Raw genomic sequence first — 24,555 nt, 5'->3', positions numbered from 1 at the left:
TGTTCCTTGTTAATACTATAACAATAATATTTCAACAATCTTTCTCTTAGTAAAATTAATTCTATTTTTTACTATACTATATTGATATTTTTACTATTTTGTTCTATAATAATTTTAGGAATCAGCCACTGCCCTGCATTTGCGGCATTCGTACAAGATCTGCTTCCTAAACAAAAGAAAAAGCAGGTGTTCATATGAATCAGGAAAATAAAATTTTAGAGTTGCTTTCAAGAATTGTCGATTTATTATTACTTAATTTTCTATTTATCGTAACCTCCATCCCAATATTTACTATAGGAGCCTCTCTCTGTGCACTATATTCTGTAAATCTGAAGATGACCCGCAAGGAAGAATCCTATGTGATAAAAGATTTCTTTCGCTCTTTCCGGCAAAACTTCCGGCAGGCAACCCCATCATTCTTTGCCTTTGCAGCAGCGTTTTCTCTTCTCGGCATGAACTTATGGATATCAACTCAGACTGGTGGAACATTTTCAGCTGTCCTCCGAACAGTAGCGGGGATTTTTCTTCTGGCTGTATATATCTGCTTTCTATATTATTTCCCGATACTGGCACGATTCCAGTTTACGTGTAGACAGGTAATGATGCATATTCCACACATGATACTCACCTGGCCAGGATACTTTTTCACTTTGATCCTCCTGAATATTCCTATTTTTTTCTTTGCATTCTATTCCTTATATACTGCTGCAGCATTATTCATAATAACTTGCATTATCGGTGCTTCAGCATTTACGTATGTTGAATCACTCTTATTCCGCAAAATATTTGAAAAATACGAACGCAAAAGCTAAAAACGGCGTGACAAAAGTCACGCCGTTCTCTCTTCCGAATTCCATTATTCTATTCTTCCTTACCCAAATATTCCGCCAATCACCACATAGGACAGAAAATACATGATCACAGTCGCCATGCACACTCCGATCACCACAGCCAGAAATGCTTTCTTCCAGTCGATTCCCAAAAGCGAAGCAATCAGAGATCCCGTCCACGCTCCGGTTCCCGGAAGCGGAATTCCCACAAAGAGCACAAGCCCCCAGAATTCATACTTTTCAATCTGCCCGCTTTTGCTCATCGCCTTTGTTTCCAGCTTCTCTACCAACGGCCGAAACAGTTTTGTCCGGCGCAGCCACGCAAAGATTGGCCTGATGAGCAGCAGAATGAACGGTATCGGAATCAGGTTTCCGATAATACAGATTGGAATCGCCCTCCAGGTCGGGATATCCAGGAATGCCGGTCCTGCTGCCAGAAGCCCACCCCTGAGTTCCAGAATCGGCACCATAGAAATAATAAAAACAATCAGTTCCTTTGCCGCCTTGCCCCCCAGCTTCGTCACAAACCACTGTACTAAAGATTCTACCATATATTCTCTCCTAACACTTCTTCATATATTTTTTCAGGAAAGCGAATAATGCCTCCATCTCTTCCCTTGTTCCTATCGTTACACGCAGATACTGTTCAATCCTTTCGCTTCCCCAGTAACGCACATAAATATCATTTGCCTTGAGCGCCTCAAAAAGTTCCTTTGCATCATAATCCGGATGAGAAACAAAAATAAAGTTTGCAGCCGGCTCCGGGAACACGAATCCCAATTTACGAAACTCCTCTGCCGCCCATGTTCTTGTCGCCACGATTTTCTGTATCGTCTCTTCAAAATACACTTTGTCTTTGACAGCCTCCACGCCATATACAAGCGATGTTTTATTCATCGTATAGGAATTGAAGGAGTACTTCGCATCGTTCAGATATTTGATCAAAAGCGGACTTCCGATGGCATATCCGATTCGCATACCCGCCATGGAGCGCGCCTTGGAAAATGTCTGTACAATGAGCAGATTCTCATATTTATCAAGCAGCTTCAGCGCGGACTCTCCTGCAAAATCAATATATGCTTCATCCACGATCACAATGACATCCTGATTGTGTTTGAGGATATCTTCCACAAAATCCAGATTCTCGTAGAGCGAGGTCGGCGCATTCGGATTCGGGAAGATCACACCGCCGTTCTCTTCGTAATAATCTTCTTTCACAATCCGGAACTCTTCATCGAGCGGCTTGCATTCATATGGAATGCGGTACAGATCCGCCCACACTTTATAGAAAGAATATGTAATATCCGGGAAAAAGATCGGTTTCTCCGAATTAAAAAATGTCAGAAAACACATGGCGAGTACATCATCCGATCCGACTCCCACAAAAACCTGATCTTTTCCCACATGATAATGATCAGCCAGCGCGCTCACCAGCAGATCCGCTGTCGGATCCGGGTAAAGACGAAGCGTGTCCATATTCTGTTCCAGTTCCTTCATCGCCGCAAGCACTCCCGGCGAAGGCGGATATGGATTCTCATTGGTATTTAATTTGATCACCTTTCTCTGCGGCTGCTCACCGGGCACATAAGGTTCTACTTTTCTGATATTTTTTTCAAATGCTTTCATCATTCATGCCTTTCTGTATTTTGTTCGTTCGCAAGTGTCACATATCCTTTTTCTACCAGAAAGACCGGCTTATAAGAAAGCTTTGCCTTTCTGAGTCCCTCAAGACCGACATCATCTTCCCTGTTGACATATCGATATTTCCCCAACAGCTCGTGCTCCACAAACTGCTGATTGATCATCGTGTACGAACCTTCCACTTCTGCATATGCCTTCTCGATGTGAACAACAAAGGTATCATCATTCACTGCTTCTCCGATCGTAAAAGCAACGATCTCACCGTCCACTCTTAATACTCCGCCTGTCAGGCCAAGTTCTTCAAACAACCTGAGGGAGTTGAGCGTCACGCACATCTCTGCATTCTTCTCTTCATCTTCTTCACAGCCATTCTCATTTCGCCATCTGAGAGCCATCTGGAAACACTCCTCCAGATTTTTTCCGGACAGTGTCTCATAACTCCAGTTGCCCGCATGGACTTGACGGAATTTATTGATATGATTCCTCTTACTGTGAAGCTTCTTTCCGGAAAGAGTCGCCAGTTTTTCCGTCTCATAGACGTAATCCGCTTCGTCCCGGTTGTATTCACATACAAATTCTTTCGGGAACCACATTTCCAGCTTTTCCATATGTTCTTTTGTAATACCGTAAAGACAGAATCTTTCTCCATCCTCTTTTGCCTGGTTTACCAGCTCCGGTATCACATTTCTCACATCTTCATCCACGCCTGCCGGAAAAGCGAATCCATACCCCGCACTGTTGTCCCTGAACAAAAGGGTGCGCTTATACTCTGCAAACTCCACATTATAATGTTTTGCCCACAAAAACACATTTGCAAACGTCCGGTCACAACTTCTGCTCGGATACTGACGAAAATACCAGGAAATCAACTCCTGATCCCTTAATTCCGGTCTTCTGAATTCTGCTTCTATCATAAAATCACTTCAAATACTCCTTTTTTTTCAATAACTCCGTACCAGTATAACACAAAATCTGTCTTTTTTTGACATGAAATTGCAATTTAAAATAAATAAAACCGTTACTGTATCGTTTATCTATTTTAACCGGATCACAAATACCGGCAGAGGCGGATCATTTTTCCGGTTATAATAACTGTTCACAAGTACGAGCCACTTTTTCGAATCCAGTTCTTTCAAATACGAAAGCAGCGCTTCCTTTTCCTCATACCCGGTGTCTCCCCCGCTGTAAATACAGAGGCTCATCACACCGCCTTTTTTCAAAAGCCCAAGTCCCTGCTCCACTGCGATCAGACTGGTCTCCGGTCTCGTTGCCACCTTGTGATCTCCTCCTGGAAGATACCCGAAATTAAACACCACCGCAGAGGCCTCTTCCTGAACATACTTCGCCATATTCTCGTGACCATCCAGTATCAGACTCGCACGCGCGGTCAATCCGGCGTTCTCAAGACGCAGCCGGGTCTGGCGGATAGCCTCTTCCTGCACGTCGAATGCATAGACCTTTCCGCCTTCCCCGACCATCCGGCATAAAAACTCGGTATCATTCCCATTTCCCGCTGTCGCATCGATACAACAGTCATTTTCCCTCACATATTCTTCCAGAAAATGATGGCAATATTCTGTAATCTGAAATCTGCCCGGCATCGTTTCACCTTCTCTTATCCTGTCAGCCTTGTTCTGACATATTTTCTGTCATAGTTTTCCCATGTTAACTCTGAAAATGCATATGATACAAGGATTCATATACACCCTTCTTTGCCAGAAGTTCCTCATGCGTTCCCTGTTCTGCGATTCCGTTCTCCGTAAGCACCAGAATCCTCTGGGCATTGCGGATCGTCGTAAGTCTGTGCGCGATCACAAACGTGGTCCGGTTCTTCGCAAGCTCTTCGAGGGATTGCTGAACCACTTTCTCACTCTCATTATCCAGTGCCGATGTCGCCTCATCGAAGATCAGAATCGGCGGGTTCTTTAAGAAAACTCTGGCGATGGATAATCTCTGCTTCTGCCCTCCGGAAAGCTTCACTCCCCGCTGTCCGATATCCGTATCATATCCGTCCGGGAATGCCATGATAAATTCATGCGCATTTGCACGCTTCGCCGCAAGTATGACCTCTGCGTCCGTCGCCCCCGGTTTTCCATAACGGATATTGTCCATGATCGTACCCGCAAACAGGTAGACATCCTGCTGAACAATACCGATATTATTTCTCAGATTGGCAAGCTTCATATCTCGAACGTCCATACCATCAATCTGAATAGCTCCCTCCGACACTTCATAGAATCGTGGAATCAGACTGCAAAGTGTTGTCTTACCCACACCGGAAGGGCCGACAAGCGCCATATACTCTCCGGCATGCACCTTCAGATTAATATGGTTCAGCACCTTCTCCTTATTATCCTCATAATGGAACGAAACATTCTTGAATTCGATGTCGCCCTGCAAATTCCCCACCTCGACTGCGTCCGGCTTATCTGTAATATCCGGCGCGATTGAAAGGATCTCCAGAAAACGCTCAAACCCGGTATATCCATTCTGGAACTGTTCCGCTGAATTCACCAGCTTCTTCACCGGCTCCGTAAAATTACTGATATAGAGAAGAAACGTAATCAGATCCGTCACCTCTACCGTACCGGTCGTCAGGAAGCTTCCTCCTGCCACCAGAACACCGACCGTCACCAGTGTCGTCATCGCATTCAGACCGGAATGGTAAATCCCCATATACTTGTAGCTTGTCCGCTTTGATTCCACAAATCGGTCATTTCCCACATTGAATTTTTTCAACTCTTCGCCTTCATTTGCGAACGATTTTACCACACGGATTCCCGACAGACTGTCCTCGATCTGACTGTTGATATCCGCAATCCTCGCCCTGTTCTGAGAAAATGCCCGCTTCATTTTCTTATTATAATGTACAGCAAACACCACCATAAACGGAAGAAACGTAAACGCAACCAGTGTCAGCTTCGCATTGATTTGCAGCAGGATTACAAAAGAACCTACGATCTTGATCACCGAAATCAGCACATCCTCAGGCCCATGATGCAAAAGCTCACTGATATCGAACAAGTCACTTGTAATTCTCGAAAGCAGATGTCCCACCTTCTGATTATCATAAAACGCAAACGTCAGCTTCTGATAATGACCAAAAATATCACTTCTCATATCCGCTTCCATCCGGGCCCCCATCATATGTCCCAGGAATGCTATATAATAATTGCAGCCATACTCGATCAGCACCAGAATCACCAGGAAAATCCCCAGCCGCAGAATCGCACTATTTGCTTCATTCGGGCTGAAATATACAACCTCACTTGTAATGTATCGCACGATGAGCGGAATTGCGAGCGTTACCATGGCCCCTACTACCGCAAAAAACAAATCACTGAACAGCAAAAATTTGTACGGTCCATAGTAGGCTAATAACTTTTTTATTTTTTCCCACATAGTTCAAAACCCCCATTTCACAGACTCTTTCCAAATTATACTACACCTTCGGAAGGCTTTCAATCGTTTATGATCATGTTTGTTTTTATTAATCCTGATGGGGAACCCTTTTCCCCCGGCTTCCATACTATAATATTGTAAATACTATGGAAGGAGCTTACTACTCATGCAGAATTATCGGAATGATACAAACGATTATATGAGGCGTGGGAACTGCGGTCACGGCTATCGAATGAACAATGGCATGGCTCCGGGATCTGCACCTTCTCCGTATTCCGGAAACAGAAATATGAATTCCTGCTGCGACCGGGATGACGCACTGGAAGGGATGCCACTCGCGATGGCTTATGTTCCTTGGCAGAACTGGAGAAAAATCTATGAACCTGAGAAAGCATTCTGCCGTGGTACGATTTTCGAAGAACTGGATAAACCATTTCATGGAACAGGAGGATGCCAGTCATGAATGAAATGAATCAGGGAAAACCTTGCCGCCGGGAACTGCTTTGCACGATCAACCAGGCGAGCTTTATGGTGGATGATGTCAAATTATATCTGGACACCCACCCATGTGACAACGCCGCACTACAGTTATTTCACGAATACAGTAAAATGCGGAATCAGGCATTGAAAGAATACGCGAAATATTATGGTCCGCTTACCATCGATACAACGGTTGCTTCGTGCACCGACAGATGGAACTGGATCCATGAGCCATGGCCATGGCAGGAAGGATGGTGTTAGAGTATGTGGAATTATGAAAAACGTTTACAGTATCCGGTCAAAATCAGCCAGACCAATCCGAAAATAGCTCAGGTTATCATTAGTCAATTTGGCGGCCCGGACGGGGAGCTTGCTGCTTCAATGCGATATCTCTCCCAACGATATACCATGCCTTACAAAGAAGTGACCGGTATATTGACAGATATCGGTACAGAGGAACTTGCTCATATGGAGATCGTCTGCGCAATCGTCTACCAGCTCACCAGAGACCTTTCCCTTGATGAAATAAAGTCCTCCGGCTTCGACAAATATTTTGTAGACCACACCCTCGCTCTCTGGCCCCAGTCAGCCGGAGGTACACCATGGACTGCAACATATTTTCAATCGAAAGGGGATCCGATCACAGATCTTCATGAAGATATGGCAGCAGAGCAAAAAGCCCGCACAACATACGACAACATTCTCCGCCTTGTGAAAGATCCGGAAGTATGCGATCCGATCCGTTTTCTCCGGAAAAGAGAAATTGTTCATTACCAAAGATTCGGCGAAAGTCTGCGAATCGTTCAGGAGAATCTGGATAGCCGAAACTTCTATGCCATCAACCCGGAATTCGACAAGAAAGAAATGTGCGGGTGCAAGCAGAAATGAACCAGGTCCTGAATGATACAATCCGTATCCTTCTGTCCCAGAAACCGGATGCACAGGCAGAAGTTCGCGGCAGCAAAGAATTCTCCGATATTATGGGCGAAGTGATGTTTTATCCTCTCTGGCGCGGAACCCTTGTCGTTGCAAGTATCTCCGGTCTTTCCCAAAGTGCTGAGCATTGCAGGGGCGGCTTTTATGGATTCCACATTCATTCCGGAAACCGCTGTACAGGAAATCAGGAAGATCCTTTTGCTGATACAGGCATGCACTGGAACACAACGCATTGTGATCATCCGGGGCATTCGGGTGATTTTCCTGTGCTGATGGGGAATGACGGTTATGCAATGGAAGCCTTCTATACCGATCGCTTCTATCCGGAAGAAGTCATTGGGAAAACGGTGATCATTCATGAAATGCCGGATGATTACAGGGCACAGCCATCCGGGAACAGTGGACGCAAAATCGCATGTGGGCAGATTATAAGCGGAAAATGAAGAAGAATGAGTATGAAAAAAGCGGACTACAATAATCCGCTTTTTTCATGTACAACTCTAAATCAATATAGGAGGTCTTACGATGCTTTACCCAGTTTTACAGTAACTTCCTGCTCCGTGTATTCACCATTTTTTTCCGGAACCTGAACCTTCACTGAAACTTCCTCACCTACTTTATAATATTCCAGCAAGCCTTTCAGAATTTCCATATCGTCAACAGAACTTCCGTCAAACTCTGTGATGATCATGCCTTTTGTCAGACCTGCGTCTTTTGCACCGCCGCCATCAATGACTTCCGCAATGAAAACGCCGGTCGGCATATTATACATCTGTGCGCCTTCTTCTGTTACATCATATCCCTTAATACCCAGATATCCACGTTCTGCTTCGCTGACTTTGCTTCTCGTTTCTTTATTCATCAAATTCTCGATAATATCGGTTGTATCGGAAATCGGAATCGCAAATCCCATTCCTTCGACTTCAGATGCATTGATCTTTGCAGAGTTAATACCAATCACTTCTCCATTGATGTTCAACAGTGCTCCGCCGCTGTTTCCGGGGTTGATTGCTGCATCTGTCTGAATATAGGTTCCGTCATAACCGGAAATCGTACGTTCCGTTGCACTGACAATTCCCATTGTAACAGACTGTCCATAGCCAAGTGCATTTCCGATTGCAATGGCAGGTTCTCCGACCTTGATGCCATCCGAATCACAAAGCGTTGCAAGCTTGATCGCATCCATCGTCTCATCCGGAATCTTCTCCAGTGGAACTGCAACAACTGCCAAATCTCTTGCAGAATCTGTTCCTTTGATCAGCGCCTCCACACTCGTCTCATCAACAAATGTAACTGTAAGTGTCTCGCTTCCCTCTACTACATGATTGTTCGTCACGATCAGCAGCTCTGTATCATTCTGACTGATGATGATGCCGGAACCCGCGCTCTTGCTTTCCTGTTGCCGGATGCCTCCGAAGAAATCCTGTACCTGCTGAACACTCATATTGGTAATCGAAACGATCGATGGGAGCGTTGCATCCACAATATCGGATACATCGGAAGAAACCGCGGTCTTCGAGGTCGTAAGCTGGGTATTGGCAACCGTCTTCGTACTTTTTGTCTCTTCTTTCGTGCTCGTCGTTCCCAAAAGTTTACCCGTTATATAGTTCGTTCCCTGGAAGGTCAGTCCCCCGATCACACCAAACATAACCGCAAATCCCGCAACCGCTATTGCCTTTTTCGGAAATTTCTTCTTCGGCTTCGGTGCCTTTCTGCTTTCCTGAAATGATCTGTCTGTATTATTATCGTCATCTGGTCTATAATAATTGTACTGGTTTTCCATAACCAAAATCCCCTTTCCTTATCTTTATGACTTAGAGTTTAATCGATAATTGTGATAAAAGTGTGATAAAACGATAAAAAAATGTTGAAAAGGCGGGAAGAATCCCGCCCTTTTTCCGAAGCATCACAAACCTGTATTCTGCAGGTTCTATTCTGCCGGTTGTTCATAATCAATGTCGTTGATCAGCATATCATAAAAATTAGATTTTTGACGAAGGTGATCGCTCACTTCATCGTATCCGTATTTTTCTTCCAAAGTTTCCTCTGAAGAGAATAAATTCGTACCAAGTGCCAGTCTGTCGCCTTCTATCTGCGCTCCCAGAGCTGCCAGCGTAGTCGGGAACATGTCCAAAGTACAGCTTTTTCTCAAATGCGTCTGCTCATAAGAAGTATTTAGTCCTTCCGGAAGGTTAATAAATGCATTATAAACAGTCCTTTGATAATCCTCATCCAGACCTTCGCAGAAATTCTTATCCATCGTTGGATGATCCCCACAAAGTATGATCGTCGTATTCTCATAGAAATCCTGCTGCTGTATCCATTCAATAAATGATGCAACCTGTCTGCTTGAGCATGCCATAACATTCGCATACTGGTCATCTCCGAATTCGTCCTGGCACAGATCACAGACATATCCGTCTTCAAAATGCGTGTCCACCGTAAGAAGTGTAAGATTAAAAGGTTCTGAGCCCGAACCCAGCTCTGTCAGTTTTTCCCTCGCATATGTAAAGAGCTTCTCGTCCTCATATCCCCACCATCTGTAATAGTCTTCCGGAATTCTTCCTTCTTCGACAGCGGTGTAATAATCCCAGATCTCACAATTGCCGTGACTGTTAAAATATGCTTTCCGTCCGCCGAATGTAACGTCCGATCCGATCATAAAGCACTGCCTGTACCCCTGATCTTCAAGAATATCCTCCAGATTGCACACTCTTGATGAAAAAAACATCTGCTCTCCCAAGGTCTGGTTCATGTCATCCGTTCCCACACTGTTTTTGATCGGCAGTCCGGATGTCTGTCCGAAGATTCCTCCCATTGTCCATCCGGTCCCCGGGACTGCAACTGGTCCTCCCAGTTTATCTGTATTGGAAAATGAAACATAATTCGTTGCAATCTCTGTCAATTCGGGGATACAGTTAAAATCAAGCCCTCCCCCGACATCCTTGGAAGCATAAGTAGCTTCCATCGATTCAAGGAAAATATAGACCAGATTTCTTTTCTCTTCCGGGAACGTGATCTCCACATTTCTGGGGTCAACATAATGTTCCTCAATGAATTTGTCATCTTCTTTCTGACTGAGAAGATAATTTCCCACCTCAAGCTCTGAATACAGATTGTACGCAGCCTTAACACCGCTTCCGGCAGAGAGGCAGGTAATACACAAAAACCCGAGCCCCAGTTTCCATTTACTGTGCTTCATACCGGCCGCATATACGATCATAAAGAGCACGACCAGTATAACAAGCGGAAGACAGGTATTGATTCCATCCCAGACAATATCCGTATTTGTTCCTTCAATCGGTACCGTCAGATGAAATATGATCTCGTCGATCGTTAACAGCCCCCAGGTATCCAGAACCCATCCCGCAAGATTATATATTGCCACACATACCGCAGAAACCACAATCATTGCCAAACAGCATAACGAAAAAAATGCATTGCCAATCTTTTTTCTCATTTTCATACTTTTCCTTCATTTCTTAATTTTTCTTTAATATTTAAGCATGAATTGTCGAAAAAAGCAAGTGGATTATTCTATATTTTATTCATCCAGTTTTATTCAACCGTAACCGATTTTGCCAGATTTCTCGGTTTATCCACATCGCATCCTCTTCCGATTGAAACATAATATCCAAATAACTGGAGCGGGATGATCGCCAACGAATTGGTAAAATACTTATTTGTCTTCGGAATATAGATCACATAATCAGCAGCTTTTTCCACTTCCGTATTACCGGTATTGGTCACTGCCATGACAAATGCGCCCCTTGTCTTTACTTCAACCATATTGCTGATCATTTTCTTATACAGTTCCGGCTGAGTCAGGACTGCAGATACCAGTGTTCCCTCTTCGATCAGTGAAATGGTTCCGTGTTTCAGTTCACCGGCAGCATATGCTTCCGAATGAATGTACGAAATCTCTTTCAGTTTCAAAGAACCTTCCAATGAGATTGCATAATCGATACCGCGGCCGATAAAGAAAATGTCCCTTGCAGCGAGATATCGATTCGCAAATTTCTGAATCTTCTGCTTATTATTCAAAAGCATCTCGACCTGTTCCGGGAGACGCCGCAGATCCTCCAACATTTCAGCCAGCTCGGAATCGCTCAGTTTCCCGCGTACATAGGCAAATTTCATAGCGAGCAGATAATGTGCTACCAACTGTGCTGAGTACGCTTTCGTCGTCGCAACCGCAATTTCCGGACCTGCCCATGTGTACATGACGTTATCCGCTTCTCTGGCGATGGAACTTCCCACCACATTTACAATACCAAGTACGCGCGCCCCTCTTTTCTTTGCCTCACGAAGTGCCGCAAGTGAATCTGCCGTTTCGCCGGACTGGCTGATTACGATGACCATTGTGCCTTCTTCAATAATCGGATCACGGTACCGGAATTCCGAAGCCAGATCTACTTCAACCGGAATTCTTGCAAGCCCCTCATAAATGTATTTACTGGTCACACCGGTATGATAAGCAGAGCCGCATGCCACAATCATGATCTTCTTGATTTCCCGAATCTCTTCGTCCGTCATTCCAAGCTCATCAATCACAATCTTTCCGTCTTTTAATCTCGGTGAAAATGTATCGGTGATCGCTTTCGGCTGCTCATACATTTCTTTCAGCATAAAATGCTCATAACCGCCTTTTTCTGCGGCGTTGACATCCCAGTCAATATGTGTGGATTCCTTCTCGAGAGGTTCCTCATCCACGGTAAAAAACTCCATAGAATCTTTCGTCATCCGCACGATTTCTTCATTTTCAATAAAGAATACGTCTCTGGTGTATTTCAATACTGCCGGTACATCCGAAGCAATGATATTTCCACCTTCCGTGTGTCCAACGATCAGCGGACTGTCTTTTCTTACCGCGTATAATTCATCCGGATGATCTCTGAAAATGATACCCAGTGCATAAGATCCTTCCATTCGATGCATGATCTTTGTAACGGCCTGAAGCGGATTACCTGTATAATAATAATCCAGCAGATGAGCGATCACTTCCGTATCTGTATCCGAGATAAACTGATATCCTTTTGCCTCCAGCTTCTTTTTCAGCTTCAGATAGTTCTCAATGATGCCATTATGAACCACTACAATACTCTCATCTTTATTAAAATGCGGATGTGCATTGATGTCAGACGGTTCCCCGTGTGTAGCCCACCGAGTATGTCCGATTCCAAGTGTTCCCGGCATCATACTTCCATCATGAGTCATCTCACTTAAAACCTTAAGTCGCCCCTTGGACTTCACCACTTCAATTTCTGTTCCATTATATACAGCAATACCGGCCGAGTCATATCCTCTGTACTCCAGTTTTGACAATCCGTCAAGCAAAATAGGTGCCGCCTGGCTCTCTCCGATATATCCCACTATTCCACACATAATTAAGTCCTCCCTTTTATTTGCACAAAAGTGTATTTTTTTTGCACTTTTCCATGTATTGTAACAAACTTGTAACATTTTGTAAATAGAAAAAGGGATATTGTTTCCAATATCCCTTTTCCCAAGTTATTCTAAATCAATAAAATCCATCTCAAATGTGTCATCTCTTGTTGACTTGGCGGAAGTGGCCTCATACGAATCTTCATCATAATCATCGTAATCATAATCATCGTCCGCGTAATCATCATCATCATAATATTCGTCCAGATTACTGTTTGGCTGCGGAGCCGCTGACATGAAGTCTTCTCTCAGCTCTGCAAGATCGTCGTCTGCCTCTTCATCATCGTAATAATAGGCATCATCGTCTTCATCGTAAAAGTCATCGAAATCATCTTCGTCTTCTTCTGCCGGCTTTTTGAACTGATTCTTCTTTGGCTGAACTTTCGGATTATCCTCTTCCACATCGATACCATACTCATCGTACAGTTCATCAAGTTCCACATTTCTGTTGCGAAGCTTTACAGCCGTTACAATCAAAAGGATGAACATAATAAAGATCAGGCATCCGACACCAACCAGCACCCAGATCAAATAATCCGATATCACACCAAGTACCTTATCCAGTTTGCTTTCTTCCTTCGGCGCAACCGTTGTACCGGTCTTCGGGGTTTCCATTCTCTGATAGGTGTGTTCTAAGGTATCATAAAGATAAAGTGACTTATCCCCGTCGTTATTAACTGCATAAAGAATCAGAAATCCATCTCTGTCAGGTTCCACCCATGCAGGGAAGCTGACACCGTTGATATCGAGTGAAGCCTCCACATATTTCTCAGGCATTTTCACTTCATTCGTTCCGTCCAGGATCACGATAGAATATGTATCTGAAATCATGATTTCTTCGAACGGATAGAAGGAACTGTCTTCTGTATTATACAGCCAGAATTTACCGGACTGATCACCGTCGATCAGGTAAGCTGCCGTCAGACCACTGTTTGCCTGAACAGCTCCTTTAAATGTCTCACCTTCGTAATCGAATTCACCTGCAGCAAATCCTGTAGGAATCTCGCTTTCATTAAACGCTTCTGACAGCGTATATTCTGCGCCATTGACTGTAACGCTTTTCGTGTTTCCGACCGGAAGGATCTTACCTGGATCCCCTTCACCGATTACTACGTCTGCAAATCCGGTCTCGCAATCCACCGTTTCACCATTCTGGTTCGTTACGGAAGTACTTCCCTGCTCCACTCTCGTATTTCCTTCCAGAAGTGCCTGAAACTGCATATTATATTCCAGACGGTCACTGCTGCCGTCTCCCGATCCGCTGAAAACCAGTTTTCCACTTTCGCTCTCACTGACCCCATCTCCTTCTATAAAACGAAGGTAAGTCGTGTCATACGTCATCTCCACTCTTGCATCACCGATCGTATCATTCCTTGCTACCACGGTACCTGTAATGGTAAGCGTATCCCCTACCTTCGTTTCCAGATCCGTGAAAAATACAATTCCGTCTGCCGCCATCGATATTGTTGCAAAACATGGCACCAGCAGACTTACTGTTAATAACATTGTCGCAATTCGCTTTAGTATCTTCATGTGCATTCCTCTTTCTAATTTTCTGTTTGCATACTTACTAAATATTATACATTTTTTACTGTTCAATGTCTAGATGATTATTTCTATTCTATAATAACTGCATTTTTGCCCATGTTTTTATATGCTTTTTCAAAATCTGACATAGAGTATTCCACGGTTCCCCGTATTGGATCATTGACTTTAACAGTTCCCCGGTTCAGATCATATCCGGTCAACACCATGCAATGTGCTCTTCTCGGCCAGTACACTGCTTTTCCGTTAACAGTCCCGGCCTGAAACCATTCTCCGGTACTCCCCATATCCAGCGTAACCCATACGATCACCGGCTTTCCCAGCGCAACATATTTGTACAGATCCTCAGGCGTGCTGTCACTGATATTTTTTGCTCTTTTTGGTGAAATTCCTTTGCTTTCAAAGTATTTATCCGCTGCCTTGACAATCACAGGTGCCCAACAGCCATAACCTGCATTTTTTCCGGCCGGATTACCCATATATGCCACATACGGATTGGTCGAATGCAGGGGGCCTTTGGGCAGATATATATTACACATTTCCGAATTGGATATCTCGTATCCCAGATAACGCATGACCATATTCAGCGAAATTGCTTCACATCCGTTCGGAAAATCGGGATACTGCTTGAATAGCGGGACACCACTGATATTCTTGCTTCTTGGACAAACAACATAGTACCCGGAATTTGCCCCCGGAGCTGCATTTCCTTTAACAACCAGAACAACCTGTAATGCTTCCATCCGAAGGCTACTGTCTGTTGTACCTGCAATCTGCCCATTTTTAGCCCATCCCAGCCATCCTAGCGACTGAACATGTGCCCGGTAATATATATCATAATACTTTGAATTTTCACCCTTCAATCGTATTTTGACTGCTTCCATTCTCTTTGATTCTCCGGTCGTTCCGGCAAGCTGACCGTTTTCCTTCCACGACTGCCATCCGATATTCTGGACATGCGCCTGATATTCTACAACTCCCGCCAGACTATTTGATGTATCCAATATGATTTTTAATGCTTCCAATCTTTTTGAACACCCTGTAGTTCCCAGAGTTCCACCACCATAAACCTCACTGGTATTTCCACTATCTTGTACATGGCCAGAATACTTTAAATTCTCCTTCGAATATCCTTTGATATAGCCTCTTTCTGATAAGTTCTGTTCATTCTCTGATTTTTCCAAACCTATCATAAGAGCTTCGACTCGTTTTGACATTCCCTCTGTACCAGAAAGTTCTTCGCCTTTTACCAGACCGAGCCACCCAAAATCTGCAACATGAGATTTATAATACACTTCATATTCCTTGGTGATTTCACCAATAAGTCGAATCTGAATCGCCTCAATCTGAAGTTCTTCTCCTGTCGTACCTGCCAGTTCTCCATCTTTTTTCCATGACTGCCATCCTTTGTTGCGTATATGAACACGGTATTCGACATGAGATTCTTCTGCCAATTCCTTTGTTTGTTCATCAGATACTTCATCTTCAGATATCTCTTCAGGCTGACCCGAATTTTCATTCGTTTTTTCAAGTTTTATCTTAACAGCTTCAACCCTCAAGGATTCCCCTGTTGTTCCTGCTATTTCATTATCTGTCACCCAATTCATCCACCCTTTATTCTGGACGTGAACCTGATACATGATTTTCGGGGGTTCCTCATCTATGATTTCTTCTGGTATCTCTTCTTCGTTCTCCGTTTGTAGTTCCTCTTCAGATGTTTCTATTTCATCCTGAGTTTCCACCCCATCATCAGTAAACTCATTTTTCGCAGAACTGATATCATTATCCGAATTTTCACTTTCGACTGACTCAATCGTATCATCTAAATTATTGGATTCATCTGTGTTTTCGTTTTCATCTTCTGGAGTTAAATCCTCAATTCCGTTCTCACCGACAGATGTATCAGAACCTTCTTCCTCATTTATTATTTTTTCATCACTAGAACCATCCTGTACTGTTTCACTTTCCCAAATTAAATCTGTATCACCCGAAGATGCAATAACATAACTCCCCGTATTTCCCATCATCATGCAAAAACAAACAATACCCACGACAGTCTTATGTATCTTTTTCATTATTCTGGCCCGTTTTGCACTTTAAGCAAACGGACGCACAACCCCCTTTATTATTGAACGATGCGAATTCTTTATCGGCCATACTACCACTTTATCGGGCCAGGATTCAATCACTTTATCATTACCCAGATAAATAGCAACATGAATAATAGTTCCAGACGAATTTGCGTAGAAAATCAAATCGCCGCGTTGCCTTTCGCTATATGAAACATGTTTCATAGGTAAGTTCCAAAGATTTCTCGACTCATATTCATACCCAGGCTTCGAATGCCTAATGGGACTGACAGGATCCGGATCAATTCCCGCAGAGTACAATGCCTGCATCACCAGTCCGCTACAATCTACTCCTGTTCCTGGTTTACCTGAAGCTCCTATAATATATTCAGTATTCAAGTAAGAATATGCTGTATCAATCATCGCTTCAATACACTGAGATCTCGTACTGGCAGGATTGGTTTTTAAAAGACTTGCATATGCTCCCAGATTATACCAGTCATTTTCGGATAATCCCATCTTCTTCCAAGTTGTAAGATCCACAATCCCATTTACAGTAAGCCCATTCTTCTTTTGAAAGCTTTTTACTGCATTAATTGTTGTAGAATCCATAATGGCACGCCTTACACCAAGTCCAAGTTTTCTCTGAACATATGCAACCTTTAACCCCATATAATTTTTAGACAGATTATAACCACCACCAGTTAATGCTTTCTGCTTATGCTTTATCTGTAAGTATTTTGATGGATTCTGATAAACATAAGTATTACGATAAGCTGCCACAGAGCTATTGAAAGAGCTCTGATCTTTAATTTTTGGTACAAGCACGATTTGAAAAGCTTCCATTCTTTGTGAAATTGACTCACTTCCTGCCTTTTCTCCGTTTTTAGCCCATCCCATCCATCCGAAATTCTGAATATGAGTTCTGTAATATACATTGTAAAACGCTACTGCTTCACCTGTTAGCTGAATCTGAATTGCCTCAATTCTTAATGATTTTCCCGTTGTTCCAGCAAATTCTCCATTTCTTTTCCACTCCTGCCATCCAATATCCTGAATATGAGCTCTGTATGTAATATCACCCTTTAATGAATGAAGTGCACTGGTATCCAGATTCACAGCAAATCCCTCAAGTCTCAAGCCTTCACCAGTTGTTCCCTGTATCTCTCCGCTTATGACCCCATCCAAATCTCCTATATTTTGTACATGCGCCGTATAAGTTAAATCATTTGAAGAATAATCTTTCACAAAACCTCTTCCATCAGGAATACTGTCTTCGTCCTGCTTTTTATCCGCCAACATAATTGTCAGTGCTTCCATTCTAGCTCCAAGTCCTTGTGACCCTGCGCTTGCACCGTTTGAAACATATTCCAGATCACCGATATTAGATACATGAGTCATATAACTAACATCATATTGTTCCGCAAGTTCTCCCGTAAGTTTAATCTCCAATGCTTCTGCCCGAAGAGATTTACCAACAGTACCAGCTATTTCTCCTCCGTTCACCCAATCCTGCCATCCAATATCCTGAACATGCGCTCTATACATAATCTGACTATTTAATTCTTCACTTCCCAAATCGATTTGAAATGCCTCCATCCGAAGAGATTCTCCCGTAGTTCCGGCAAGTTCTCCTGCTTTTTTCCAGCCTTGCCATCCAATGTTCTGAACATGAACCTGATACTGAAGTGTAATCACCCTTTCCACTTCATCATCTACGGGCTGTTCTTCTATTTCTTCATTCATAGACTCTTCTGGACTCTCTTCTTCCTCAGAGTATGAACTGTCCGGCATTTCTTCTGCTTCATCCAAACTTTTTTTATCTCCACCCAAATCTATTACATTATCAATACTTCCTTCCTCATTTGCAAAGGTTGTAACAGGATAAAGCGATAAATAAATTGCTAAAGATAATGCTAATATTCTCTTATACATGTGCTCCTCCCTTATACTCTCTATTAAAACAGGGGCCAGACTCTCACGCAGCCTAGCCCTAAACAAAAATTATTATTTGTAAAATGCTGTTTCTGAAGTAGATGGCGCTTCCTCACCCTTTGTTACTATTTTAATTTGAATTGCTTCCATCTGCCTGCTAAGGCCTTCACTACCTGCCGGTTCTCCATTCTTTGTCCAGCCAAGCCAGCCATAACCAACAACATTTACTCTGTAATATACATCGCAATAATCTGCAATTTCTCCCGTTAACTCAATTTTTATTGCTTCAACCCTTTTACTTTTTCCTACAGTTCCACTTATGGAATTGTTTGTTGTAAAAGGTTGCCAACCAATATCTTGTACATGAGAACTATAGCGTATTCCACCTCCGCATTTCATATCTGTCAACTTAATCTTAAGTGCTTCTAATCTCAATGATTTACCCGTTGTTCCTGCTGTACTTCCATCACTAACATAAGATTTCCATCCGATATCTTGAATATGAGCAGAATACTGAACCGATGTATATTTTCTTTTAAATGCAGCATTCGTATTTCCTGGTGCTTCGGCTCCTTTATCCAATAATCTAATTTCAATTGCTTCAACTCTGTAACTATACGCCTCAGTACCTGCCGCTTCACCATTTTTTGCCCAACCAAGCCAACCAAACTCCTGTACATGAACACGATAATAAATATCGTATTGCTTTTCCATTTCATCAGTAAGCTTAATTTTAATAGCTTCCAATCGCTTCAGTCCATCTGCAGTACCACTTACATCTCCATTTTGTTTCCAATCATCCCAGCCTTTATCCTGTATATGTGATGCATATTGAACATTTCCAGATAAAATCTTATTGCTTAAATTAATTTTTATACCACCAAGCGCTTTAGCAACTCCAGTTGTTCCGCTAAGTGCTCCATTTTTCACTTCATTTTGCCATCCATTTCCATTGATAAAAGAAGCATATACTATATCTGCAGGTTTCAATTTAAAAGCATTTTCTATACTTCCTGGTGCTTTACTTCCTTTCTCTACAACAACAATCTGAAGTGCTTCAATCTGACAAGAGTATCCTTGAGTGCCAGCCTTTTCGTCATTTTTCGCCCAACCTAACCAACCATAATCAGCACAATGCATCCGATAATATACATCATAATTATCAGCATTAGGTCCTGTTAGTCGTATTTTAATTGCTTCTATCCTCTTTGGTGAATCATTGACTTTTGATTCCTCACCGTCCGCTACGTAAGACTGCCAGCCCACATTTGGAATATGTGTTGAATATTCTACTCCTACTCCTTCTATTCCACTTTGAATTTTAATACTCTCAATCGGTACTGACATTCCCACCGTACCACTTTGTTCTCCATTTTGGGATGCAGCTCCCCCCCAACCGAAAGTACTGGTATAAGTACTATAAGAAATATCCGCTTTATTATTTACACTAATATCCTTTTCTTTTTTTAACAATACAATTTGAATTGCTTCAACCGGCGTACTTTCTCCTGTTGTCCCTGCAATCTCATCTTCTGAGACAAAGGACTGCCATCCATCTTCCGCGACATGAGCTCGATAAAAGATATCATATTCGTCACTCTTACTTCCCGTCAAACGAATTTTAATTGCCTCAATAGCTGCATCCTGTTCTGTCGTTCCTGCCATGTCTCCGTTCGATACATAATCTTGCCACCCCACGTCTGCAACATGTGCAGAATATTCAATATTAAGATCCGAAATACCATTGATTTCAATTTTGACCGCTTCAAGCTGATGGCTAATTCCGGTCGTACCAACCTGCTCTCCATTTTTCACTTCTGATAACCATCCGAGTTTTCCTACATAAGGAGTAATAGTCAACGCACTTGCAACATCAGCCGGTACCTTTACAGGATCTACGGTATTCCAAGAAACACCTCCATTTCCACCTGAACCATTATGTACAATCGTTACATGATTCCTATGCGCATATGCATACATATTTGAAAAATTATAATTTCCAGTGGAAGTGTCAATTGCTGTCCTATCACTATTTAATACCGGATCACTTTGCACCCTATAAAAATCATTCTCTAATGCACCATCATTTAAGATTAAGAAAGCATATTGTGATTGTGAAACTGTCTTATATAAAACTTCAGAAGAGGAATCTTTAGTACTCTTATTGCGAACATTTAATGTGGTATGATCACTGCTGAGAAGATCCTTAATTCCAATTGTATACTTTCCATAATCCTTCTTCCCATTATTGTTATCAAGATTCCACGCCACATTTGCTGCTTTCTCTCCCCAATAAGGGTCGGACGCATAATGAACATTAATTCCGCTGGCCTTGTTTCCAAGAAATCCACCTTTATAATATGTATACCCCGCTCTCAGATATCGTTTTGACATATAAGTCTCAGCAAACTCTTTAATACATGTTGTTACATCTGAATAATAATTGGCAGATTCTCCTGGGCTGGAATCAATTGCGTTAAGGCCAAATAAATTATTCTTTGACTGCGAAATATTACTCTTTCCCCATGCACTTTCGTTTGCAGCAATTCCTGTCATAATCAATGCGTTAACACCATAAGTATTCTGATTGTTGACCAAACTTATTCCAATATCTCTCATCTTAGAGTCACTGTCAGTTTTAGCATTAATCATGGAATTAAGTTCAGAACTGCTATATTCTATTTGGCTCCTAAGAGGAAGATACTGATAATAATTAAAATAAGGGATACTTGGGTTTACTGAATTTTTCCTATCCCCATTATTATAATCAGATAACATTGCAGCAAATTTTCCAGATGTATAAAAATAATGTCCATCATAACTATAATATTTGGTTCCTTCACTTAAATACGATGGTGCCGGTCCGTTATCCAATTTTGATGAATATGATTCCTTTGATACATTCGTTGTAATATAATGCATCAGACGACCTGAAGAAACTATGTAATAACTGATGGAACTCGCATCTGAAATATTGACAATCTGAACTTCAGATTCATCAACTTCTCCAATAACTCCAGAAAGCATGAACTTTACTTTTCCTGAGCTTGTACCAAGATAAGCAGCATCTGCTCCATAGGTACCGCAAGTATATCCCGAAGCACCTGTCTCTACTTCTTTATAATCTGTTGTACTCGATCCTTTGGTATTGAAGTTTACTATCTGTGCATCTGCTGCTCTGGTTTTAGTTTCGCTTTCCTTTACAATTCCAGCCTCATCATCTATCTCCTGTAGATTACCTTCTTCATCCATTCCAGTAACAGTTTCAAGCCTATCCCCATTTTCAGGAAATGGTTCTATCTCCTCTTCTTCAATCGGATTTTCCGTCACTTCATCTGAAGAATCCTGATTAATAACCGAATCGTTATTCTGAACACTAATATCGTTGTGCTCAGTTTCTACTATTTCCCGTGTATCGTTTTGCTTTTCCTCTTCTGTCTGAATCTGTATTTCTTCTCCAGAATTGACATTATCTTCTGCCTTGCTTGTATACCCTATTACACTTGTTGCCAATAATGTACTAACAAGCATAGCCGATAACAATCTTGCCACTTTTTTTTGAACCATTTGCCTTCCTCCTATTGTATAATCTGTTACCATTGTATAATAGTTAATATAGATTGTCAAACCAGCAAAAAAAGATTATACTGATTAAAAATTGCAAAATTTAATTCCACCGTCCGCTCGGGCATGTGGACAAAAAGTTGGACTGTATAGTGTCTGATTTGTGTAAACGTTCAATAGCGAGTACCTCCAAAAATTAAGAGCCACCTTACGGTAGCCTTGGTTATCAGTTCTTTCGAATACCGTCCGGTAGCTTTGGTGACCATGGTAACAGATCATCTAGAAAGCTTCCTGTATACTTTAAATAAGTCAAGAGATTGACACAAAAGAATACCTCAAGTAAATTTAGATTATTACTGACCTGCCAGTTGGTAAAAATCTAAAGAGTACAAGAGGTATCTAAAATGAATGTTAACGGCAAGAAAAAGAAAAATCAAGTAGTAACAGCGTAAGCGCCAAATATTAATGCGGTCAGATACAAAATTACCCCAGCCCTTTGCGAGTTGGAGTAATTCACTATAATTCACATGCGATTTTTGATAGATTGGAGTTTTTCACTCCAAGGTGCCAGTTCTTCCAGTTGTTCATCGGTCATATCTTTACTTGGCCGGTGCTCCAGCAGAAATTTAAGATATCCATAAATATTCAGCCCATGTGCTTTTGCCATCTCAACCATTGTGTAGACCACTGCACTGGCATTCGCTCCGTCAACGGAATTGCTGAACAGCCAGTTCTTGCGCCCTACTGCAAGTGGACGAATTGCATTCTCGCTGAGGTTATTAGTAAAGCTGCACCGCCCGTCTTCCAGATAGGTCTCCGCTGTATCACGCCGGTTGAGAACATAATTAACCGCTTTATCCATCCGGGTGTTCCGGACTGGCTTCTGCTGATCGAGCCACGACCAGAAAGCCTCCAGAACAGGTTTTTCCTTCTCGAGACGCAGCTGCTTTCGCTTTTCATAATCACCGGGATACTTTTTGTTAATGGAGTCCTCAATGGCGAATAACCGATTGCAGTACTGGACTCCCTGCACTGCCGGCTGACTGTAGTCATACTGTTTTCCTTTGGGAACGGCATCGATAAAGTATCGACGGATATGCGCCCAACAAGAGCAGCGTCTGATCCCTGGAAGATTGTTGTATCCCTGATATCCATCCGTTTCCAGGTATCCGCTGTAGCCTTCCAGGAACTCCCTTGCGTGACTGCCGCTCCTGGTCGGGGAATAGCCATACAGGATGATCGCCGGAAGTCCATCCTCGCCGCTTCGGAACAGCCACATGAATGATTGGGTCTGGGCTCGGCGCCCTTCCTCGTTCAATACCTGAACTCGGGTTTCATCTGCCATTGCAAAGCTGCGTTTCAGCAGCTCACGGTGGAAGTAATCATACATTGGCTGGAAGTAGTTCTGTGAACAGTAGATGATCCAGTTGGCAAGAGTGGTGCGGCTGATCTGAGCCCCATACTGTTTCCAGTCTTTCTCCTGCCGGTAAAGGGGAAGCCCATTGGCATACTTCTGATACATGGTCCATGCAACAGTGGATGCTGAGGCAGGACCTTTCCCAACCAGAGCCGCCGGAACCTGAGACTTTATGATCACAGGTTTTTCTGTATCGCCAAACCCTTCCTTGCAGGACGGACATCCGTAACTCTGGCTGTAGTATTCGATCACTTTACAAGTAGCAGGAATGAATTCCAGTTCCCGGCGGACATACTCCTCGCCGATCAGGACCATCTGCGTACCGCATACCGGACAGATCTGGTCTTCTTCCGGAAGAGGGATCACTACTTTTTCAACCTTCAGGCCTTTGAAGAGATCCTCATGGGTTGCCTTCTTTTTACGGGTATGTTCCTTGATCACAGTTTCTTCTTCCAGCAGGGACGGATCCTGTTCCATTTCTGCTTCATCAAAGAGATTCTGTTGTCCCGGAATATCATCAGATCTTCTTTCGCTGGAAGAGCCGAAAAGCTTTTTGGTCAGATAGTCCACCTGTTCCAGGAGTGCTTTCTCGTGACTGGATTTTTCGTCAATAATAAGACGGAGAGATTTGATCAGCTCAGTCTGTTCAGATACCATTGTTTTCAGTTGTGATACTGTATCTTTCAGCTCTCGAAGCTGGATATCTTTCGCATTGGAAGCCATCGGTTCTCTCCTCGGATTTGATATCTTTATTATACCAGAAACGGGGCTTTTACTAAAGGAAAATGACTCCTGAAAAATGCCGAATTTACAAGGGATTTCCGGGTTTTTCTGTGCAGGATTTCTGCTGAAATCCAGATACTTTTTACTCTGCTTTGAGGGCTTTTGGCTGGTCAATATCGATCCCCGACATCAGCCAGTCAAACTCCCGCCAGGAAAGATTCCGGACCTCCGACTGCTTCCTGGGCCATTGATAGCCGCCGCGGACAGACAAGCGCTTATAGATTAGAACGAAGCCGTCCGGTTCCCGGAACAAGGCTTTGATCCTGTCCCGTCTTCTTCCGCAGAAAAGGAAGAGAGCACTGGACGACGGATCCATCTTAAGCTGGTCTTCGATAACGGCGCAGAGTCCGTCAATGGATTTTCGCATATCGGTATTATTCGAGTTCTAAAATAATACCGATTATCCGAGAATTATTATTATTCGAGAAGTTTCACATTGACTCACTCTTGTGGGGTGATTACCCAAATCTTCTCGAATAACGATATATAGCTTATCCTTATTATGAAA

General features: G+C 42.8%; 19 protein-coding genes. 5 read left to right on the top strand and 14 right to left on the bottom strand.

Annotated elements, in window-relative coordinates; all coding sequences use genetic code 11:
* Nucleotides 1–194: 194 nt before the first annotated feature.
* Complete coding sequence (locus ACTNBF_RS10750) at nt 195–812, top strand: YesL family protein (protein ID WP_441089252.1); 618 nt, start codon at nt 195–197, stop codon at nt 810–812.
* A gap of 59 nt (nt 813–871) precedes the next feature.
* Here the strand turns inward: ACTNBF_RS10750 and ACTNBF_RS10745 are convergent, their stop codons facing one another.
* From ACTNBF_RS10745 to ACTNBF_RS10725, 5 genes are all read right to left on the bottom strand, one after another.
* A complete protein-coding gene (locus tag ACTNBF_RS10745; protein WP_427805635.1) occupies nt 872–1,381 on the bottom strand; it encodes a COG2426 family protein in 510 nt (169 codons plus the stop codon).
* Nucleotides 1,382–1,391: 10 nt separating this feature from the next.
* Nucleotides 1,392–2,456 (bottom strand): histidinol-phosphate transaminase, encoded by a 1,065-nt coding sequence (gene hisC / locus ACTNBF_RS10740; RefSeq protein WP_441089264.1) that lies wholly within the window; start codon nt 2,454–2,456, stop codon nt 1,392–1,394.
* Nucleotides 2,456–3,385: a DUF2156 domain-containing protein gene (locus ACTNBF_RS10735; protein WP_427805634.1), complete on the bottom strand. Its 930-nt coding sequence runs from the start codon at nt 3,383–3,385 to the stop codon at nt 2,456–2,458. Before ACTNBF_RS10735 ends, hisC begins: the two co-directional genes overlap by 1 nt.
* Before the next feature lie 120 nt (nt 3,386–3,505).
* Nucleotides 3,506–4,072, bottom strand: coding sequence for a tRNA (mnm(5)s(2)U34)-methyltransferase (locus tag ACTNBF_RS10730; protein WP_427805633.1), 567 nt, complete (start codon nt 4,070–4,072; stop codon nt 3,506–3,508).
* Between the two features lie 64 nt (nt 4,073–4,136).
* Complete coding sequence (locus ACTNBF_RS10725; protein ID WP_441089251.1) at nt 4,137–5,873, bottom strand: ABC transporter ATP-binding protein; 1,737 nt, start codon at nt 5,871–5,873, stop codon at nt 4,137–4,139.
* A 244-nt stretch (nt 5,874–6,117) separates the two neighbouring features.
* Here ACTNBF_RS10725 and ACTNBF_RS10720 point away from each other — a divergent pair, with 244 nt between their 5' ends.
* Genes ACTNBF_RS10720 through ACTNBF_RS10705 form a run of 4 tightly spaced genes read left to right on the top strand, consistent with a single transcriptional unit; the run spans nt 6,118 to nt 7,732 of the window.
* A complete protein-coding gene (locus tag ACTNBF_RS10720; RefSeq protein WP_427805681.1) occupies nt 6,118–6,336 on the top strand; it encodes a spore coat associated protein CotJA in 219 nt (72 codons plus the stop codon).
* Nucleotides 6,337–6,341: 5 nt separating this feature from the next.
* Nucleotides 6,342–6,614 carry a spore coat protein CotJB gene (locus tag ACTNBF_RS10715; RefSeq protein WP_427805680.1) on the top strand — a complete coding sequence of 91 codons (273 nt, stop codon included), beginning with the start codon at nt 6,342–6,344 and terminating at the stop codon, nt 6,612–6,614.
* A 3-nt stretch (nt 6,615–6,617) separates the two neighbouring features.
* Nucleotides 6,618–7,241, top strand: coding sequence for a manganese catalase family protein (locus tag ACTNBF_RS10710; protein WP_441089250.1), 624 nt, complete (start codon nt 6,618–6,620; stop codon nt 7,239–7,241).
* Complete coding sequence (locus ACTNBF_RS10705; RefSeq protein WP_441049633.1) at nt 7,238–7,732, top strand: superoxide dismutase family protein; 495 nt, start codon at nt 7,238–7,240, stop codon at nt 7,730–7,732. The genes ACTNBF_RS10710 and ACTNBF_RS10705 overlap by 4 nt, the downstream gene beginning before the upstream one ends.
* A 77-nt stretch (nt 7,733–7,809) precedes the next feature.
* Here ACTNBF_RS10705 and ACTNBF_RS10700 read toward each other — a convergent pair whose 3' ends face one another.
* The 9 genes from ACTNBF_RS10700 to tnpB form a co-directional block, all read right to left on the bottom strand.
* A complete protein-coding gene (locus ACTNBF_RS10700) occupies nt 7,810–9,072 on the bottom strand; it encodes a S1C family serine protease (RefSeq protein ID WP_441089249.1) in 1,263 nt (420 codons plus the stop codon).
* 147 nt (nt 9,073–9,219) lie between these two features.
* On the bottom strand, nt 9,220–10,749 hold the full coding sequence (locus ACTNBF_RS10695; protein WP_427819717.1) for an LTA synthase family protein: 1,530 nt from the start codon (nt 10,747–10,749) through the stop codon (nt 9,220–9,222).
* A 98-nt stretch (nt 10,750–10,847) separates the two neighbouring features.
* Nucleotides 10,848–12,674, bottom strand: coding sequence for a glutamine--fructose-6-phosphate transaminase (isomerizing) (gene glmS / locus ACTNBF_RS10690; RefSeq protein WP_427819718.1), 1,827 nt, complete (start codon nt 12,672–12,674; stop codon nt 10,848–10,850).
* Nucleotides 12,675–12,800: 126 nt separating this feature from the next.
* Nucleotides 12,801–14,267, bottom strand: coding sequence for a hypothetical protein (locus ACTNBF_RS10685; RefSeq protein WP_441089248.1), 1,467 nt, complete (start codon nt 14,265–14,267; stop codon nt 12,801–12,803).
* An 83-nt stretch (nt 14,268–14,350) separates the two neighbouring features.
* Nucleotides 14,351–16,354, bottom strand: coding sequence for a C39 family peptidase (locus ACTNBF_RS10680; RefSeq protein ID WP_441049631.1), 2,004 nt, complete (start codon nt 16,352–16,354; stop codon nt 14,351–14,353).
* 21 nt (nt 16,355–16,375) lie between these two features.
* Nucleotides 16,376–18,283, bottom strand: a complete 1,908-nt coding sequence (locus tag ACTNBF_RS10675; protein ID WP_441089247.1) for an NlpC/P60 family protein — start codon at nt 18,281–18,283, stop codon at nt 16,376–16,378.
* Between the two features lie 72 nt (nt 18,284–18,355).
* Nucleotides 18,356–21,850, bottom strand: coding sequence for a glucosaminidase domain-containing protein (locus ACTNBF_RS10670; protein ID WP_321111265.1), 3,495 nt, complete (start codon nt 21,848–21,850; stop codon nt 18,356–18,358).
* 520 nt (nt 21,851–22,370) lie between these two features.
* Nucleotides 22,371–23,987, bottom strand: a complete 1,617-nt coding sequence (gene tnpC, locus ACTNBF_RS10665; protein ID WP_441089246.1) for an IS66 family transposase — start codon at nt 23,985–23,987, stop codon at nt 22,371–22,373.
* 142 nt (nt 23,988–24,129) lie between these two features.
* The gene (gene tnpB / locus ACTNBF_RS10660) at nt 24,130–24,414 is read right to left on the bottom strand and encodes an IS66 family insertion sequence element accessory protein TnpB (RefSeq protein ID WP_177296314.1); all 285 of its coding nucleotides are present in this window, start codon (nt 24,412–24,414) and stop codon (nt 24,130–24,132) included.
* Nucleotides 24,415–24,555 lie beyond the last annotated feature (141 nt).

It is taken from the genome of Bariatricus sp. HCP28S3_A4 (assembly GCF_052066395.1).
GTDB lineage: Bacteria > Bacillota > Clostridia > Lachnospirales > Lachnospiraceae > Allocoprococcus.
The sequence above is the reverse complement of the archived record's forward strand: the minus strand, read 5'-3'. Positions and strand labels throughout refer to the sequence as shown.